Origin of the sequence: Sphingobium anseongense (genome assembly GCF_037725245.1) — a bacterium.
Taxonomy (GTDB): domain Bacteria; phylum Pseudomonadota; class Alphaproteobacteria; order Sphingomonadales; family Sphingomonadaceae; genus Sphingobium.
Window position 1 is genome coordinate 426,639 of the sequence record NZ_JBBJUL010000002.1, and the last position, 16,207, is coordinate 442,845.

The 16,207-nt window shown below is 55.7% G+C and carries 18 protein-coding genes; 5 read left to right on the forward strand and 13 right to left on the reverse strand.

The genetic code is table 11. From position 1 onward, the window contains the following. Positions 1 to 18 precede the first annotated feature (18 nt). From WG908_RS04345 to WG908_RS04360, 4 genes are all read right to left on the reverse strand, one after another. Positions 19 to 1,578, reverse strand: a complete 1,560-nt coding sequence (locus WG908_RS04345; protein ID WP_340185339.1) for a flavin monoamine oxidase family protein — start codon at positions 1,576 to 1,578, stop codon at positions 19 to 21. A gap of 140 nt (positions 1,579 to 1,718) precedes the next feature. Then, positions 1,719 to 2,819, reverse strand: a complete 1,101-nt coding sequence (locus WG908_RS04350) for an NAD(P)/FAD-dependent oxidoreductase (RefSeq protein WP_340185340.1) — start codon at positions 2,817 to 2,819, stop codon at positions 1,719 to 1,721. Beyond that, positions 2,810 to 3,502, reverse strand: a complete 693-nt coding sequence (locus WG908_RS04355; protein ID WP_340185341.1) for a methyltransferase domain-containing protein — start codon at positions 3,500 to 3,502, stop codon at positions 2,810 to 2,812. The genes WG908_RS04350 and WG908_RS04355 overlap by 10 nt, the downstream gene beginning before the upstream one ends. Further along, entirely contained in the window at positions 3,499 to 4,560 is a 1,062-nt protein-coding gene (locus tag WG908_RS04360; RefSeq protein WP_340185342.1) for a type III polyketide synthase, read from the reverse strand. Before WG908_RS04360 ends, WG908_RS04355 begins: the two co-directional genes overlap by 4 nt. Before the next feature lie 190 nt (positions 4,561 to 4,750). Between WG908_RS04360 and WG908_RS04365 the strand changes: the two genes are divergently transcribed. After that, complete coding sequence (locus tag WG908_RS04365; protein WP_340185343.1) at positions 4,751 to 5,479, forward strand: hypothetical protein; 729 nt, start codon at positions 4,751 to 4,753, stop codon at positions 5,477 to 5,479. A 288-nt stretch (positions 5,480 to 5,767) separates the two neighbouring features. On the opposite strand, the gene rhuM is transcribed toward WG908_RS04365, so the two are convergent. Continuing rightward, positions 5,768 to 6,409: a RhuM family protein gene (gene rhuM, locus WG908_RS04370; RefSeq protein ID WP_340185344.1), complete on the reverse strand. Its 642-nt coding sequence runs from the start codon at positions 6,407 to 6,409 to the stop codon at positions 5,768 to 5,770. On the opposite strand from rhuM, the gene WG908_RS04375 reads away from it, so the two are divergent. Then, positions 6,408 to 8,039, forward strand: coding sequence for a hypothetical protein (locus WG908_RS04375; protein ID WP_340185345.1), 1,632 nt, complete (start codon positions 6,408 to 6,410; stop codon positions 8,037 to 8,039). The two genes, rhuM and WG908_RS04375, sit on opposite strands and share 2 nt — an antisense overlap. Positions 8,040 to 8,086: 47 nt before the next feature. Here the strand turns inward: WG908_RS04375 and WG908_RS04380 are convergent, their stop codons facing one another. The 4 genes from WG908_RS04380 to WG908_RS04395 form a co-directional block, all read right to left on the reverse strand. Further along, a complete protein-coding gene (locus WG908_RS04380) occupies positions 8,087 to 8,707 on the reverse strand; it encodes a Pycsar system effector family protein (RefSeq protein ID WP_340185346.1) in 621 nt (206 codons plus the stop codon). Further along, complete coding sequence (locus WG908_RS04385; protein ID WP_340185347.1) at positions 8,704 to 9,468, reverse strand: adenylate/guanylate cyclase domain-containing protein; 765 nt, start codon at positions 9,466 to 9,468, stop codon at positions 8,704 to 8,706. Before WG908_RS04385 ends, WG908_RS04380 begins: the two co-directional genes overlap by 4 nt. Further along, positions 9,468 to 10,403: an adenylate/guanylate cyclase domain-containing protein gene (locus WG908_RS04390; protein WP_340185348.1), complete on the reverse strand. Its 936-nt coding sequence runs from the start codon at positions 10,401 to 10,403 to the stop codon at positions 9,468 to 9,470. Before WG908_RS04390 ends, WG908_RS04385 begins: the two co-directional genes overlap by 1 nt. 322 nt (positions 10,404 to 10,725) lie before the next feature. Continuing rightward, positions 10,726 to 11,292, reverse strand: coding sequence for a tyrosine-type recombinase/integrase (locus WG908_RS04395; protein WP_340185349.1), 567 nt, complete (start codon positions 11,290 to 11,292; stop codon positions 10,726 to 10,728). A 531-nt stretch (positions 11,293 to 11,823) separates the two neighbouring features. Between WG908_RS04395 and WG908_RS04400 the strand changes: the two genes are divergently transcribed. The 3 genes from WG908_RS04400 to WG908_RS04410 all read left to right on the forward strand — a co-directional run bounded on the left by WG908_RS04400 (position 11,824) and on the right by WG908_RS04410 (position 13,118). After that, positions 11,824 to 12,306: a restriction endonuclease gene (locus WG908_RS04400; RefSeq protein ID WP_340185350.1), complete on the forward strand. Its 483-nt coding sequence runs from the start codon at positions 11,824 to 11,826 to the stop codon at positions 12,304 to 12,306. 104 nt (positions 12,307 to 12,410) lie between these two features. Next, a complete protein-coding gene (locus tag WG908_RS04405) occupies positions 12,411 to 12,866 on the forward strand; it encodes a hypothetical protein (protein ID WP_340185351.1) in 456 nt (151 codons plus the stop codon). A gap of 36 nt (positions 12,867 to 12,902) precedes the next feature. Continuing rightward, a complete protein-coding gene (locus tag WG908_RS04410; protein ID WP_340185352.1) occupies positions 12,903 to 13,118 on the forward strand; it encodes a hypothetical protein in 216 nt (71 codons plus the stop codon). Positions 13,119 to 13,124: 6 nt separating this feature from the next. Here the strand turns inward: WG908_RS04410 and WG908_RS04415 are convergent, their stop codons facing one another. From WG908_RS04415 to WG908_RS04430, 4 genes are all read right to left on the reverse strand, one after another. Then, on the reverse strand, positions 13,125 to 14,099 hold the full coding sequence (locus WG908_RS04415; protein WP_340185353.1) for a hypothetical protein: 975 nt from the start codon (positions 14,097 to 14,099) through the stop codon (positions 13,125 to 13,127). 319 nt (positions 14,100 to 14,418) lie between these two features. Further along, entirely contained in the window at positions 14,419 to 14,823 is a 405-nt protein-coding gene (locus tag WG908_RS04420; protein WP_340185354.1) for an ankyrin repeat domain-containing protein, read from the reverse strand. A 1-nt stretch (position 14,824) separates the two neighbouring features. Continuing rightward, complete coding sequence (locus WG908_RS04425) at positions 14,825 to 15,805, reverse strand: hypothetical protein (protein ID WP_340185355.1); 981 nt, start codon at positions 15,803 to 15,805, stop codon at positions 14,825 to 14,827. Further along, entirely contained in the window at positions 15,802 to 15,993 is a 192-nt protein-coding gene (locus WG908_RS04430; RefSeq protein WP_340185356.1) for a hypothetical protein, read from the reverse strand. The genes WG908_RS04425 and WG908_RS04430 overlap by 4 nt, the downstream gene beginning before the upstream one ends. Positions 15,994 to 16,207: the final 214 nt, after the last annotated feature.

Sequence of the window (16,207 nt, forward strand, 5' to 3'; positions counted from 1 at the left end):
CCACCCAGACGGATCGTTTCAAACCGGCATCCCAAGACTGGCCAATAGCGTTTTCGCCGCCATCCGACCGGTTTGCGCGCCGCCATTCATATATCCGGGAAAGGCGTCGGACAGATGCTCGCCGGCAAACAGGATTGGTCCGGCCACGGCCTGCTGCCTGACGCCATCCTCATCCTCGACCCAGAAATGTGAAGCGAAACGGCTAAGCTGGCCAGGTTTGAAGGTGGAATAGGCGCCGCGCGCATAGGGATCCTGCCCCCAGGCGGTGCGCCGCATCGACCGGGCGTTGAGACCGGGCACGGCCGACGCGATCGCGGATTCCGCGCGTCGCAATGTCGTTTCCGGATCGACCGCCATCAGCGCATCAACCTGATCCCCGCCGAAAAACCAGGTGAGGACACCTGCCTGCCCCGGCTGGCCCGAGCTGGCTTCCCAGAATTCGGAAAATACGCCCGCCCCCTTGGTATCGACCGCCCAGGCCGAGCCCGCCGGACCGGTGTGCTCCTCCCAGATGCGGGCGGCATAGCCCGCGTTGATCTTTTCATTGCGGCCACATTCGATTTCCCCCACCAACGCCGTCCAGGCATCGGGCAGCAGGCCGCCATAATCAATCGTGCGCATTAGTGGCGCGGGGACTGTGACGATCACGCGATCGACATGGTCCATCCTGCCATTGGCGAAATGCAGATCGATACCTCCATTGTTCGGGGCGATCGAAACGAGCGCATGGCCGGTGGAAATCCTTGGCAGCATCGGGGCGGAAAGCGCCTTCACCACGCTGGACGATCCTCCTGCGAGGATGAATCGCTCGTCGCTGAGAGAAATCAGCTCCGCATGCCTGCCATCCACCACGGGCAGATTGAACAGCAATTCGATCGCTGATGCCTGGCCCGGTTCCGCGCCGAATTCGGTGCGGATCGTGGCTTCCAGCAGCGCGCGGATATACGGCTTCATCAGATTGGCATGACTGTCGAGATAGGTCGTCACCGACATGGCATCCATACGTGGCGCGACGGCTTCATAATCGGCATCGAGCGCCGTAGCATCCTTGCCGATCTGCGCTGCGATCGGACGCAGGTCGCGGATCAGGCTGGCATCGCTGATCAGGCGACCATCGACGACATAGCGGCTGTGCCCGCGCATCGGCTTGCGATCGATCAGCCCGATGCCAAAGCGCCTGGCCAAGCCCAGCATATCGGCATGATCGCTATTGATCAGGTTGCCGCCATCCTCGATGTCCAGCCCCGGCTCGGGCGCATTGTTGGCCGTGAACACGCGACCGCCGAGGCGCCCGCGGGCTTCATAGAGATGGGCGTCCACCCCCGCAGCGACCAACGCGTCAAGCGACGTCAGACCCGCGAGGCCACCGCCGATGATGGCGACGCGCACGGCGGATCGCGCGCGGGACCGGGTGGGCCAGCCGGCCAGAGGAAGCGCCGCAACCCCAGCCAGAGCAGAGAGCATCCGGCGGCGAGTGACCCCTTGAGGTGACGGGACGGGCGGGGCCACCCCCTGTTCGGTCAGATTGGCACGGCGCGCCTGGTTGAGCAGTCCCCACAATGGCCCCGAACCCCGCATCGGTTACCTCCCCTGCCTACCCTGGGCACAGCGTAGCATGGTTGCACAGCCGAGGTGAATATAAGGCCGCATGAGCGGATTCGCGCGGCGGCGCGCCCCATAGCGACAGGCCCGAATTCAGCTGGCCTATTCAAACCGGATCAGGGCTGGACCTGTATGCCGACCGGGCGAAACATCGGCGCGCGGGTCATACGCATTGCCAGCGAACCCACCGATGGCAGGGTTGCCAGCAGCGCAAGTACCGGCCCGGCAAGGGCCGGTCGCTCGGCAAGCGACCACAAGAGGGTGGCAAATCCGATCGGCAACGCAATCTGCCGCGAACCGGCGGCCTGATAGGGCTGCGGCGCGACGCCAGCGATAATCGCGTCAGCCGCGGCGATCCCGGTCGCAAGCGCGATGCCCACGCCTTCGCCGACCAGCGAGGGAATGACGGCGGCCTGATCGCCCACGCGATATAGATGATCCGTGCCGCCCCGCGCCCGCCAGCCGTAAGGAATATTGGCAATTGCCTGGGCCTTGCCAATGCTGCTGCATGCCAGACGTTCGGACAAGCCTGGAATGTCGGCCATGATCGCAGCCAGCATGGCGTCCGGACGTCGGCCTACGCCGGAAAAGGCGCTTTGCCGCACGGCCAGGCATAGATTGGCCGCCCCATCTTCCTGCATGAGCAATCCCGCATAGCCCTGGCGAAACAGATGCAGTTCGATCGCATCATCAAGCATCTGGACAAGTCGCTCGCTTGCCCGAAACCGCCAGCGCAGTCCGACGGCGGGATCGTCGGATACCGCGGGCCGTGCCGCACCGCGCACATCCTGTTTCCCCGACGCCAAAATCAGACAATCTGGAGTCTCAGATGTCCCGTCAGCGTAACGAACGATGCCGCCTTCGATCGCGCGAACCGCAATGCCCCGCCTGATCTGCACGCCAGCCTGTTCCGCGCGGTGGAGCAATGCTGCGTCCAATCGCCTGCGCGACAGACCCATCGCCGTGGCAGGCAGCGCCAGCTCGACTATCCTTTTCCCCGCGAATATGCGGGCGCGACGGATGGCGTGCCCGCCCAGTCGCTGTGGATCGACATGACATCGGTGCAGCAGTTCAACGCTGTTCCAGCTGAGAAATCCGCCACACAGGACATCCGCCGCGACAGCGGTCCGCTCGACGATCACCGGGGCCATACCTGCTTGTGCCAGCCTGATCGCCGCCGCAGCCCCTGCCGGCCCGCCGCCGACGATCAGCGGCATTGTTCGACGCACAAGCGGAAAGGAAAGGCACGGAACACCCGCGCGCCGGATATATTGGCTTCATCAAGGAAGGGCAGCCATTCGGCGGGCTGATAGGATCTGGCGATGGATAAGGTCCCATCCTGCCGTACGATCGAATGCCATCGCATCAACCGTGCAAGCAGCGGATATCCCAGCAAGGCGGCGCGATGGCGCAGCAGGTCGTTGACCAGCCACCCCCGCTGGGCCGTGCTGTCCATGAAGCGCAGAAACCGGACAAGTTCGGCGCCGGTCATATGATGCGCGACCAGGCTGGAGAGAATGACGTCCCAGCCGCGATCTTTCAGATCAGCATAGTCGCCGGTCAGATATTCTATCCCCAACGCAGGGGTCGTGGCCGCCCGCGCGACAATGGCCGAGCGAGGATTGAGGTCGATGCCGGTCAATTCCGCCGCGATGCCGCGCCTGGAACTCCATTGCGCGATCCTTCTGAGCATGTCCCCTGCCCCATATCCCACGTCCAGAATGCGCAGCTTTTCGCCCGGGCTGGCAATCCGTTCAAGAAAGCCGATCGTCGGCCGCGCGGCCATGGTCCACCAGTTCACCCGGGCAAGGTCGCGCAGCACCGCGGCGAAAGTGTCGGGCGCCAGGTCCGGCGCATCCATCTGTTCCTGCGCAATGACGGGATGCGACAAGTCGATCATCGCGGGGACCGATAGCGCAAGCCCTCGATAGCGAGGCCGGGGCCGAACGCCATGGCAACGCCGGCCGAACAGCGGGCGTCGCTCGCCAGAATCCGGGCGAGAACGAACATGAGGGTCGCCGAACTCATGTTGCCGAAATCGCGCAGCACGGCCCGTGAATTGGCGAGCGTATCCGGGGGCAGATCCAGACTGCGTTGTACCGCATCCAGTATCGAACGTCCGCCGCCATGGACGGCCCAGCTGTCGATTTGGCCGCCGCCCAATTGCTTTTGAACGCCAGGATCGAGCAGCGCATTGGCGATCCTGCCCGGAACCGCGCCGGATAGTCCCATCACAAAGCCGGTGTCGCTGACCGTCCAGCTGATGAGGTCGCCACTGTCGGCAAGCGCGAGCGAGAATGTGTCGACAATTTCCAGGCCTGACGGTCGTGCGCTGACGATCGCTGCCGCCGCACCGTCGGCAAACAGGAGCATGGCGAGCAAGGATTCCAGGTCATCTGAATTTTGAAGATGCAGCGTGCTCAGTTCGACCGTCACGACCAGCACCACCGCATCGGGTTGCGAGCGGACGATATGATAGGCCGTCCGCAAGGCAGCGATGGCGGCATAGCAGCCCATGAAACCGATCAGTGTCCGCTCCACGCCCGGGTCCAGCCCCAGTCGTTGCGCCAGCAATTGATCGATACCAGGCGCCACAAATCCGGTGCAGCTGGCCAGCACCAGATGGGTCACGCCTGCGAGTGAAGGCAATCGACCGATGGCTCGCTCGGCAAGCGCCAGCGCCTCCCGGGCATAGGTGGACATGCGCTGCATCGTGCCCGGCCACGCATCTTTGTCATAGAAGCCCCCGGCATCGGTCTGCGCAAGATTTTCCCCCGGTGGCGCCAGCACGCTCCAGCGATGGTCGATGGCTGCCCGGTCGACCATTCGCGCGAAGATTGCCCGCTGCCTGTCGTCTCTGATCTGGCCCTGGGCCCAGCTTATGAAGGCATGATGGACATCATGCTGCGGCACTGCGGTAGAAATGGCATTGATATGGGGGGCGGGTTGCACATGCATTCCTCTATATTGCCGATGGACAGGCCGCCCGTCGCTGGCTTTTACATCTGACTGAACGCAAATAGCCGCGACACGTTGCGGAACAAGCAACGAGTTCGAAAGGGGCTATCATGTCTGATGCCCCCATTGTCTGAAGGCTACACTTAGGCTTGCAAAACAGGCTCTTCAGGACATTCCCGGCGACACAATCTTGCTCGCGCTCACGCGAGGGCCGGAGCGGCTTCTGAAGTCGTTTTCCCGCCGGATTGGTTGCCTCCATGACGCTCCAGAAGCGCAGAAAATTGCCGCGCAATGGTTGGAAGAAGGCGGATGGCTTTCGGAAGTTGAGAACTTTAACGAATTGGGTCAAACCCTCTTCGACAACATCGCTCCTGTTGATCCAGAAGCTACTTTGAAATGTATTGAAAGAGCGGTTGCCCGTGGTCCAGCCCTCTTTGAGAAATCCGACCTCAACCGTAGCAGGTTCATTCACCTGCTCCGGGCATTGGCATACGAGCCGCGCCTATTCGATCGCGCCTTGAGAATATTGATTGGGCTCTCCGGAAATGCGGAGCCATCAAACAATAGCGGCGAGGCGATCAACGTTTTCAAATCAATGTTCATGATCACGCTTTCGGGCACTCATGCTCCAGCGACCCAGCGCGCGGCCTTCCTGCTGCATCTGGCGCAGTCGGACAGCGAACGTAATGTGAAACTCGTCCTAGCCGGACTCGATGCCATGCTGGAATGTTCGCATTTCAGTTCTTCTTACGGGTTCGAGTTTGGCGCGAGGAAGCGCGATTACGGCTTCCATCCGGGGACGCATGAGGAAGTTCGCGACTGGTTCGGCACCGCCTTTGACTTGTGCCAACGTTTGGGACCTATATATCTAACTAGCCACGACAGAGAAATTCGAGGTGGTCGCCCGCAATTGCCATAGACCCTCGGGCAGGCATGCCGCCGGTGTAATAGCAGCCAACATCGGAGCGGCGCTGACCACGCCACGTCCAAGAGATAGCGGGGCCACCCTCGCCGGAAAGCGGTTGCGTAAACATGACGTGCTCGCCGGGCTTGAGATCGCCGAGCGGCCAAGTCGTTTTCCCATCGCTGACGGTTATGCCGCTAACCAAATCTCTTGTTCCGTCCGACAATCTGAGATCGCTAGGATCGCTGCATGACGCAACGATGAGTGCAAAACTTATTGCTGCGGCGGTACGGCAAGCAACTTTCATGAAAGTGCGCTTGAGGATGCGGGAAGGTGTGAACCATCGGCGAGCATTTTTTGGAAGCGCTTCCACTCTGTTTCCGCATGTTCCATTGCCCTGTCTTTCAGGTAATCTCGATACCCATTGAAAACAGGATAGTCATTAGTCTTGAGCAACTCATCTAGCTTAAGCGCCAGATCGTCCATGGTCATCGATTTCCCGCGAATTGCGCGAGACTCCGCGTAAAGCAAAAACTGCTCGCACAAGATGTGAAGCACATAGATTTCATCGCGATGCAGGAAGTTTTTCCCAGTCTTAGCGTCTGCCTTGGTGGGCAAATTGCCTTTCATACTGGTGAGTCCCATATTGTGCTTTGCGGCGTCGGCGCGATCCAATATCAGCTCGGAAGCAGTCTTTCCGGTGATCGCGAACAGAAATTTGTCTTGTAGCCGCGCGTAAAATGAACGGACCTTGGGGGAATCCTTATCATAATCGATGGATGCCACTTTGTAGCAGTCGCGGACAGCCTCATAGATCGTCTTTTCCTCGCTCCGTAGTGCCCGAACTTGGGCGGCAAGATCGCGGAGGGCGTTCGGGTCTGATCGGAGCCTGGATTCATTCAGCGCGAACCCGTCAGTTATATACCGCTTGAGGGTCAGGCGCATGGTGGCCAGCCAATTGAGGTTTTTGGTTGCGAAAACAGGGATGACCGATGCGCTTGTGAGCCTCGCGGATACATTTGTTCAAGATGGAGGTTGGCCGGAAGGTTGGGCTGGTGTGCTGGGCGCAATACGATCCGTGAACAAGGAGAAAGCTCAGGACGATATCGCCGCCTTGGAGCTTTTAGCGGAACGCCTTCGGCCCCAGAGCCTGACGGACCGTATCACCTGCTACGTCACCCCGCAGGCATGGTCGGCCCTCGACCTCGCGGAGCTAGATTTCGACGAAGAGCATGACTATGCGGCGGCAGAAAATGAAATTAACCGCATCTGTCGAGAGATCGGCACCGAAATAGCAGCCGATCTAGACCTTTTGGAACAACATGCCTCTCAACTAGCGGATGCAAAATCATACCGTGTTTCTGCGGTAGTGAGCACGATTGGCGAGCATGTTCAGGATATCGATGGAGCTTGGGAAATTATTCGGGACGCTCGTCCAACGAATGGGGACGATGATTCCTATATAATCCAAGCCATGTTCGTTAACGGCCTCGCGCGCCAGAACCGGGAAGCAGCAGAAGCGATCCTCGATGCGGCTCTGGAGGATGAGGCCCAGCATAAAAACCTTATCCCGATGCAGGTGGGCGTCACATTAAATGCGCCCGGTATCGAGCGCATCATAGCAGCAACCAAGCTGCCGACTGTCCCGATCAATGCGTTCGCCCGGCTTCAATATAACGTGGATTGGCAGGCGCAGCCTGCCGCCGACTTCTGCCGGGTTTTGCGTGCCGTCGCGGATCGCGAAAACGGCTTCGATATTGCTTTTGGTATTCTCGAAGTTTTCGCCCACCGAGACAAATTGAAACAAGAGGCGATTGATCCCGCCGTTCAAGAGGTCGCGAAAGAGCTGCTATTCGCTTTGCCCTTCGACGAGAAGCGACGCGACAAGGGGCATGGCGTCGCGCGGGTAATCTCGACATTTTTGCAGGCAGAGGACAGCGCTGTTGCAACGGAGTTATGCAGCAAGCTGCTGGATGCTTTCGCAACATATGCGATCTATGCAGGAAGCTATAATGAGGTCGTAAAGGCGCTCGCGACCAAGTTCCCGACCATCGTATTGGATATCCTGCTTGAGAGAGCCGCAGACGCTCAGGATCGTGGCTATCTGTTTCTGACCTCGCGCATCGGTAGGGTCAATCACGCTGCCAGCATCGATCCAGACACGATGTTTGGCTGGGCCGAAGAAAAGCCCGTCTCACGCTATGAGGCGTTAGCTCATGTGGTGCCGATCTGGGAAAAGATTGACGGCACTTCTGAAGATGTGACGGATTTAGATGAATTTTCGGGAGCGTTGAGATGGACGGAAACCGCCAAGCGGCTCATCAGGTCCGCGCCTGATCCGATTGCGATACTCAATACGTTGTTGGGGCGCTTCAGACCTTCGGGCTGGAGCGGTTCTCTGGCGGCGATCCTAGAAGGGCGGCTCCCGCTCCTTGAAACGATGGCGAGAGACGACGATCCGCGCTTTGCGGCTTGGGCTAAAGCCGCTATCCCGACCTACAAACGAGAAATTGAAAATCAACGCGAGTGGGAGGCGCGGGACTCACGCGAACGAGATGAACGATTTGAGTGGTGATCATTTTCGTCCAACGTCACTCAGGATCGGTCACACCTCAAAGCGTGTTAAAGAATCAAAGTGGCAAGCAAAGCTAGGGCAAGCCCGGGAAGCGCTAACCAAATAGCTGCCTTCAAGAAGGCGTACTTTCGGGAACAGACCTTGGACACGTCGAAGCAGTGCTTCAGACGTATAGCTGTCATCTCTGACTCCGAGCGAGCAGCAATCTCGCGGATGTAGTCATCGCCCGACTTACGCTTGGCGACCGCTCCAAAGAAAACAATGCTTTCGCCGGTCACTGAATCAAGACGCGGCGCGATGACCGCAAAGGCGCAACCGGCGGCCACTATCAAAAACAGCAACGCTGACGCCACGATGCCGAACTGCGCCGTGCAGGCTGGCGCAACAATGAATGCCTGAACTTTGTCCTGGCTAACGAGATATCCGACGACCGCCGACATCACGCCAAAGCAGACACCAGCCTTTGTGTCTGCAAGTGCGATATAGTGCCTTACATAGTCCTCATGAAATGACGCAAATTCGGCATGATGTAGATCAAGACCGTTCGTCGGCATCGGTTCCAACGACGGCATGGATGAGGGCGGCGGTTCGAGCCGTGGTGCATTTCCGATTTCGGGTGGGACGAGCGCAGCGGACGCTGCATCGTTTTCGGTGTGCTGCTTACTCATATCACAGGTATCTTCCAGCGGCCGATGTAGCGCCAGAAAGCGTAAGCTGTCTGTGATTGGCGATACGTCCAGCCGCTCTCTAATGTTTCCAATTGGACATATTGCTGAACCCATCCAGCCGGAAGCCCGGACAGCATTTCATTTCCCAAGAGGATGGTGTTCGCCCCGGCCACCTTGAGCATTTTCGATGCGACATTTGCGGTCGTGCCGACTGCGACAATACCATTGAATCCACGTGCGGCGCCGACCTTGGCAACGGTTATAAATCCGTGGTCGAGGCATACCCGAAAATCGATCATCTGAATATTCGAGCGACTCAGCAATGGGTTTATGAGATTGTCTGCGGCCGAGAACATTGTGAGCGCACAAGTTAGCGCACGTTGTTGAATAGATATGCCCGGAATATCATTTTTCGCGAAATATGCCATCAGACCATCGCCGGTATTCTTTTCGACGACGCCCCCGTGATCCGCAATAATCCGTATCATCTCGGTGAAAAATAATGAGAGTATCTGGACAATAGTAACTTGCTCTTCCGCACTTTCACAAGGCCGATTGGAGAACTTGCAAATGTCAAGGAACATCACAGTAGCTTCAAGCCGACGACCGTCGTGAATGGCGATGTCGTCGGCATCAGGGACTACGTGCCCTAAAGTAAGTGGGTTGGGCCGTTTAACGATCTTGTTGAGCGTGGCGACCACGCGGCCAATCTGCGCGCGATAGTAAGCTGGGGTCAGTTCGTTAGAAGATGGATTGGCCATCAACAGACCCGATATGTCTTATAGCCGGGCATTCCCACGCATGCGCCATCGAATGACGTTTCAGTTGCGCGTTCCAGCCACTGGACATGGATAAGCTCATAAAGACACCGTCCGATCCAGAATTGGTTCGATCCGCAAGCCTCCTCAATCTTAACTGCGCGATTTAGTGCGTCACTCGCAATTTCCTGCGCAGTAAACCCGGTCGCAGGAATGGCGAGCTTCTTCACGACGGCTTCACCGTAGTCAGCGCCGATGCGAATGTTGAGTGGCTCGATGCCTGCTTTAATTAAAATCGGATTCAGAGATTGGTGTAAAACTACGAGAAAGCTCAATCCCATATCGACGACATTGTCGCATAGTCTCGTGAAAGATGGGTGGTCGATATAAGCGATAAAGCCGTCGCCCTTGGTCTTCAGAATTGTACCGTTGAACTGTCCGACGACCGTGCCCAGTTCGCGGGTGAACAACTCATAAGCGCGATCAAATGCCGCTTGGTTACGTTGCCGAAGCGCGGTAGCGCCGCAAATATCGACGGACAGGAATCCTATCTGGCGTTCGCTTTCGCCCAAGTTAAGTTCGGAATGCTCGAGCGGGCTTTCGATGGGCGGGGTATACGCCCCGGTCTCCCATTCAGCAGCGAGCGCAGATTGGCGAGCTTGTGCATAATCTGGTGTCGATTCAATCCTCGGCTTAAGCGTGTAGCAAGGCATTCCATCCCAGCCACCGGCCGCCATATCCTTCAACGAAAACGCATAACGTAGATACTTGTCGAGGTAAAACGTCTCGCCATCCTTCTCGAACTGACTATAGCGGCGCGGATCAGGCTCCATGCGGAAACTCGCAATGCGCGTCGTTTCGTCATAGTTAGTGACTTCGCTGATGAAGTCGGTTCGCATTGGCCTTCTTGCCATATCGCGGATGATTTCTGGCGTCATGCCTAGATCTTATCATGCCGCGGGCGACTTTCCAAAGCGGAGCCGAGCGGCAATTGCAAAAAACAGGTTCTCAGTGGCTCCCTTTCGGCATCCGGCGTGATACGCTCGCCTCGCTTTCGCTGGGGGTTGCACAGGGGCGGGCACCGCCCTTTGCCGAGTGAACGAAGCGAGGGAGCAAGCGCGCTGTCCTACAGCGCACAGCTTGCGTATTTGTACTACGCCTCTTTCCCTTCCACTGTCTGTCCTACGGTTTGGCCTGATCTCTATCAGTGCCCTACACTTTCTGACTTTTTGATCCTCGCCTCGCCCTCATCAGCCATTCTCACCACATTCTACCTGCGAACTCTCGCTCCTCCTGCCCCACGGCGTCCATATAGATTGCCGTCGTCGAACTCGATGCGTGCCCCATCCACCTCTGAATCAGATTTAGCGGTATTGAACTACCTGCTGCCTTGATCCCGAACCCATGCCTGAGCCCCTTAGGCGTTGCCATCGGTCCGCTGATTTTCGCATTGATCATTGCTTTCTTGACCTTCCGCCACGCTGTCGAGCGGTTCATCTGGAACACGCGCCCATCTGCATTTTTTTGCTGTGTTAGAAGCATGCCGATCAACCTTCCCGGCACTGGAACTCTACGGAAGCAGAGCTTGCGCCGTTTCAATGTGCGAATGACCAACATTCCCTGCTCAACGTCGATTTGGTCATGCGTAAGATTCAGAGCTTCGGATATCCGGCAGCCAGAATACGCAAGGACATAGCAGAGCGCTCGCGAGTGATCACTCATCTCATCGGCGGCGTGAAGAAAGCGCGTTCTTTCGGTCGCGCTGACATATTTGCGGCGTCCAACCCCATCATAAGGCTGCCAATCGCCGACCTGCATATGCGACATGAACCACTATCCCAGATTCGCATCAAAATGAGCAATAGGGTTGCGGACATAAATTTCGATCGAGGCGCATTTGCCCCGCGCACAACAGGCTCGATTCGCCGCTCGGCTTGGTCCCAACTATTCAACGCTAGCGCGTCAGAAATTGGATGGTAGGCCTAGACGCGGTATTTGACGTATTCACAAGCGCAGAAAGGCGGCGGGCGCATGCTTTGCTCATATACAGCGGCAGTCGATAGCCACTGGCTTGTGGACGTTTACGATCACGTCGATTTTTTCCTGGGTTTTAGGTTCGACGAATGCCCATACTGCCTTGCCAACATGCGCGCAGGCAGGAGTATGGCGAACTGGGTAATACTAAGTGTATGCGACATTTGCGGCTATTGGCGAGTTGTTGACTTATCCAACGCCGGGAGTTCCCATCACGGCCGTCGAGTACCGGCGAAGGTGTCAGTTGCGAAGCACTTCTCGATCGACGCGTCTGATGCTCCGATAGACGACTTACGGCGCTTCTTGCGAAAAAATCCCCTCCGAATGGGAGAGGTTGATCCAAGAGCATTTGAGCTGTTGATCCAAGACTGTTTGAGATCAGTATTTCCACACTGCGAAATTCGCCACGTGGGTGCGACGGCGGACGGCGGCGTCGATCTAAAAATTGTTGAGACGGGCGCAGACCCTATTCTCGTCCAAGTGAAACGTCGGCGCGACTTGGACGTCAATGAAGGAGTCGACGTCGTTCGAAGCCTAAATGGAGTTCTGTTCCGTGAAGGCATCGCGTCTGCCATGGTAGTGACTTCAGCTAAGGGTTTTACGCCCGCAGCTCGCTTAGAAGGCAACATCAGGACAAGAACGCAACGCAAGTATCGGATGAGACTGCATGCCTTCCCCGACATAGTGCGTTGGCTGAACTTGCCCGAGCCGACCCCCTATGAGCCGTGGCTTGCACACGTGCCGGACTCTGATTTTCTTCTCGAGTCAATTCCTTCTGGAAGCAAAAGCAGGCAAATCGCCTTTTAAGTGAAGCACAATAAAATATTGAAAATAAACAATTAAGTGTGCAACAAAATTGCTCATAATGTTGCATGATGGCAGGTTCCCGGTCGGCAGGACCGGAGATCATCATGGGAATTGCAAATCTGAATCGTCGCGCACGACGACCAACTCGAGCCGCCGCGCTGTGCATTTTAACGCTACTGCCGGAGCCGACGCTGGCACAGCAATCCAAGCCTGCAGCAGCCTCAACGGATAGCATCCGCATCCCATTGAGCGATGCACGGAACGTAGGTGCTAACAGCGTGAGATTTTCAGCACGACAGTTCTCGTCTGAAGCGCCGAGCGTCGCCCTGTTTGGGGCGACTACGGCAACTTGGCACAAAGCGCGCGCCGCGCTTCGACAGGCGGCGGCTGAAGGCCATCCTGTAAAAGGCGTCTTCATGGGACCGACGACTGAAACGCCGTCATTGGAGATTTACGCCAAGGGATCGCACGTCACCAACCCCATCGATCCGAACGTGATCAGTCAAGCCGAGATCACGACGCTGCTTCGTGACATCTATCGCGAATATTACCCTCGCTGATCACGACGCGCTACCGCCATAAAGGGAGTTCGTATCATGCCTAAAGACCCAAACATGGAAGCCGCCAATGAGCGGATGCGGCAACAAAAGATCGACGACCGCCGGGATGAAAATAAAAAGCACGGTGAGAATATGGATCGGATCGCGCAGGGCGGAAGCAGAACCGGACAAGGCTCTGGTGGCGGATGCCCTCTGATCATCCTCTGCCTGCTCGCTCCGTTCGGCATCTATGTTGCCGATAGATTGATTTAGGTACAGTCAAGAAGGCTTAGGTACGTTAGCGGATTTGGTGGACGACACAGCGTCGGCTAGCTCAAAATCGTCGCTATCCTTATTTAGGATTGCTCCTTCGTTGCGGAGCACAGCATCCCGGTTATAGGTTTGACTCTCGGTGCGAACTGCCGCCTGCTCATTCGATGCCACTGCATCGGCGGCTCTTATCTTCACGCTGCGGTCCTCGGCGATATATGCTACTTCGGCGATCTGCTGGACACCAAGGAGCGATGACGCGCGACGCTCGGCGAGAATGCGCACCTCTGCCGTATCGGCTGCTGCAAGTTCCGCCTCGATCTCCACAGCGGCATCGCGTTCTTTCACGATGCCTTTGCGAAGCTTGAGCCACTTGTTCCATTGATCCTCAAGCTGGCCGTCTTCCCGATCGAGGTCGCGACGGCGCATACGAAGATCGTGGACGGACATGCGGTCGAGCTCTTCGGGAGACAAGCCCGCGCTGCGCGCGAGTTGGGCATGTGCAGGATTGTTGAGATCAAATTTGCCCGAACGCTTTAGCCGGGTAAGTTCGTCCAGCGCTTCCAGTTCTTGGCCGATTTCATCCCGGCGAGTATGGATTTTTTTCATAGCCGCGTCGATGTCCACCAACATCGCGTTGAGCCTTTCAATATGACGGCGCAGATTCTCGCGCATCTGATCGAACGCGAAATCCGTGATGTCGTGCTCAGCGCGTTCAGACTGAATGACCTGGGCATTGCGGGCGACGGCCTGTGCGCCGGTCAGAAGGAAGGTTGGGCCAGCAGCGTCTGCGTCGGGACTGTTGAGATACGCCATGCCGAGATTATGGCGGTCCCGTTCGGTGCCCTCCAGGGCAGTAGATTTGCGCAGCAAATCTACTGCCAGAAAATCATTGGTAAGTTGCCCCGCTGCTTGCGGCCGCGGTCGATAATCGATCGGAATAGCAGCCTTGAGCCGCTGGATTTCAGTGGCGTCGAACGCCATGCACCCTCTCATACGGCCCCTACTTTTTGCTGCTTAAGGCCAAAGTCATGATACGTCGCAAAACGCTAAAAAATAGTTAAGAAACGATGAATGGCTCGGCCTGCAATAAAATTGGGCATCCCGAGACGCATTACATCGCTTTGATCTCTAAAATCTAATGTATCGGAACACGCTCTTGTCACGGCTATCGCGGGCATCAGCCTGCCACCTCCCTCTGCCCGAATTGACGGAGTTCGGAAGGAATACAGTACGGTTTCGACGAGATTTATGTAGTTCGACGCCGTGCGCTGAGATCACGGATCGGTGCAACTAATAAACATCAGAAGCCATCAGGTTCAGGGCCTTTGAAAACGATACGGACAACATTACTATCATCCAAATCCAGAAATTCTTCTGCAAGCTTATTTTGTATCAGATTACAAGCATCAAAATTCCCTGCCTCTTCGGCTGCCTTGTATGCAATTCGCCCTGCATGGTCAGCTATGCGAAGATCGATCTCCGGATGACTCAAAAGGATTTCAACGATATCATTAAATCCCTTAGTCGCGGCAATATGGAGCGCCGTTATACCCGTCCCGGGTTCGCGCATGTTAACATCGCAACCTTCTTGAAGCGCGTTAGAAACTCCCTCCAAAGAACCAGATTCAGCGATTGCAATTAAATTAACATTATTCACACCTTCAGAATATTCTACCCGATATACCGAAGTAAAGTTTTTAATCATGTCAAATATCCCATTTCTTGGATCGACATTCATCAGATATAGATTTACATATTACTTTAATGGCCTTTACTGAATCGTAATCTGTGCTCTCGTGTGGAGTTATATTTAAAGAGGATGGCATTTTTAATATAAGGTCATTCGAATCCATATAATATGAGACAGTCTGAGGGGTCCGCCTGTGAGGGTCTCTCAGCATCAGGCTACCGGTATCTCCATCGAATAGGCAAAACCCCGTCCAATCGCGGAGAATTTTGGTTACAAGGCCTTTGTTATCTGGAATGGCACTAGAATTTATCCTTGAATTAAGAATTATCAGTTCTGAAATATAATCATCTTCAAACTTGGTCGGAAATTCAAATAAACTATTACGAGTTTTACTTGTAATCCGCCTTGCTCGAAAAAATCTATTTATTAGTGTGCGAAACGTTCTAATTTTCTCTCCATTCGACGCAGATTTATCGTGCGCCACGGTAAAAATTTCGCACAAAAGATAGGGTGAATTTTCTACATGCTCTAAATACAGAAAGCTTACATCGTTGGTGTGTAAAACATACGGACGATATTTTGTACAGAGTAGGTATACCCCTTCTAAATTTTTGGATTTTGATGACAAAATAGATCTGTCATAAGAGCTTATTTTGGAAATCGTAGAAAACATGCTTAGCAACACGTCTCCATATAGCGATACTCTGTCAGCATCGAATATCATATTATATCGTTCTGGCGATGCTAATTTTAGGTATGCCAGTAAAACTCCTATTTTGTCATCAAGTGGTTCTGATCCATTGATAAATTCACGTATTTGCTCTCGGTCTTTAAATACATGAGCGCCAGCAGGCACCAGTTTTCGAATATCCACTAGAAGATTCCCGGCTCCCATACCCCGCTCACTACCATGCAGAGTTATCGCCTGACGAAGTTGCGCACGCTCGAACACAGAATAGGTAGAATTTTTAAGAGTACGTGCTTTTCTGGTACTCATGAATTGGCTCCATCGTTCATAGAGACAAGAAGCTCGGGTGCCGACAGCCGCAGGTACTCTATTAGGATCAGCATACAATTGTCAGAGAGCTCTTGCCCGTTGAGGAAATTTCGCAATTGCTCGCGGTCTTTGAGAACCATCGAGCTTCTTGGCAATATCGCATGGATATCAGCCAGCAGAGAGCCCATGCTGGCTCCACGATTATTGAGATGTGCACGAAGGGCGCTTCTGAGTCGCTGGCGTGTAAAAACCGAGTGGATCGATCTCGACATATGTAGAAGCCTCCATGTCATCGCTAGCTGGCTGCTGCTGCGGAAACTCGTGCTTGCCATGATATCATGTCAGATGGGCAGGCGACACCCAGAGCCTGCAAGGCGACTGCAAGGCCTAAAAAACGCGCCT

Bases quoted from the DNA above. Each gene is read 5' to 3' on its own strand.
- WG908_RS04345 (WP_340185339.1), bottom strand. From the start codon at position 1,578: ATGCGGGGTTCGGGGCCATTGTGGGGACTGCTCAACCAGGCGCGCCGT.
- WG908_RS04350 (WP_340185340.1), bottom strand. From the start codon at position 2,819: ATGCCGCTGATCGTCGGCGGCGGGCCGGCAGGGGCTGCGGCGGCGATC.
- WG908_RS04355 (WP_340185341.1), bottom strand. From the start codon at position 3,502: ATGATCGACTTGTCGCATCCCGTCATTGCGCAGGAACAGATGGATGCG.
- WG908_RS04360 (WP_340185342.1), bottom strand. From the start codon at position 4,560: ATGCATGTGCAACCCGCCCCCCATATCAATGCCATTTCTACCGCAGTG.
- WG908_RS04375 (WP_340185345.1), top strand. From the start codon at position 6,408: ATGGTGGCCAGCCAATTGAGGTTTTTGGTTGCGAAAACAGGGATGACC.
- rhuM (WP_340185344.1), bottom strand. From the start codon at position 6,409: ATGCGCCTGACCCTCAAGCGGTATATAACTGACGGGTTCGCGCTGAAT.
- WG908_RS04380 (WP_340185346.1), bottom strand. From the start codon at position 8,707: ATGAGTAAGCAGCACACCGAAAACGATGCAGCGTCCGCTGCGCTCGTC.
- WG908_RS04385 (WP_340185347.1), bottom strand. From the start codon at position 9,468: ATGGCCAATCCATCTTCTAACGAACTGACCCCAGCTTACTATCGCGCG.
- WG908_RS04390 (WP_340185348.1), bottom strand. From the start codon at position 10,403: ATGACGCCAGAAATCATCCGCGATATGGCAAGAAGGCCAATGCGAACC.
- WG908_RS04395 (WP_340185349.1), bottom strand. From the start codon at position 11,292: ATGTCGCATATGCAGGTCGGCGATTGGCAGCCTTATGATGGGGTTGGA.
- WG908_RS04400 (WP_340185350.1), top strand. From the start codon at position 11,824: ATGGGAGAGGTTGATCCAAGAGCATTTGAGCTGTTGATCCAAGACTGT.
- WG908_RS04405 (WP_340185351.1), top strand. From the start codon at position 12,411: ATGGGAATTGCAAATCTGAATCGTCGCGCACGACGACCAACTCGAGCC.
- WG908_RS04410 (WP_340185352.1), top strand. From the start codon at position 12,903: ATGCCTAAAGACCCAAACATGGAAGCCGCCAATGAGCGGATGCGGCAA.
- WG908_RS04415 (WP_340185353.1), bottom strand. From the start codon at position 14,099: ATGGCGTTCGACGCCACTGAAATCCAGCGGCTCAAGGCTGCTATTCCG.
- WG908_RS04420 (WP_340185354.1), bottom strand. From the start codon at position 14,823: ATGATTAAAAACTTTACTTCGGTATATCGGGTAGAATATTCTGAAGGT.
- WG908_RS04425 (WP_340185355.1), bottom strand. From the start codon at position 15,805: ATGAGTACCAGAAAAGCACGTACTCTTAAAAATTCTACCTATTCTGTG.
- WG908_RS04430 (WP_340185356.1), bottom strand. From the start codon at position 15,993: ATGGGCTCTCTGCTGGCTGATATCCATGCGATATTGCCAAGAAGCTCG.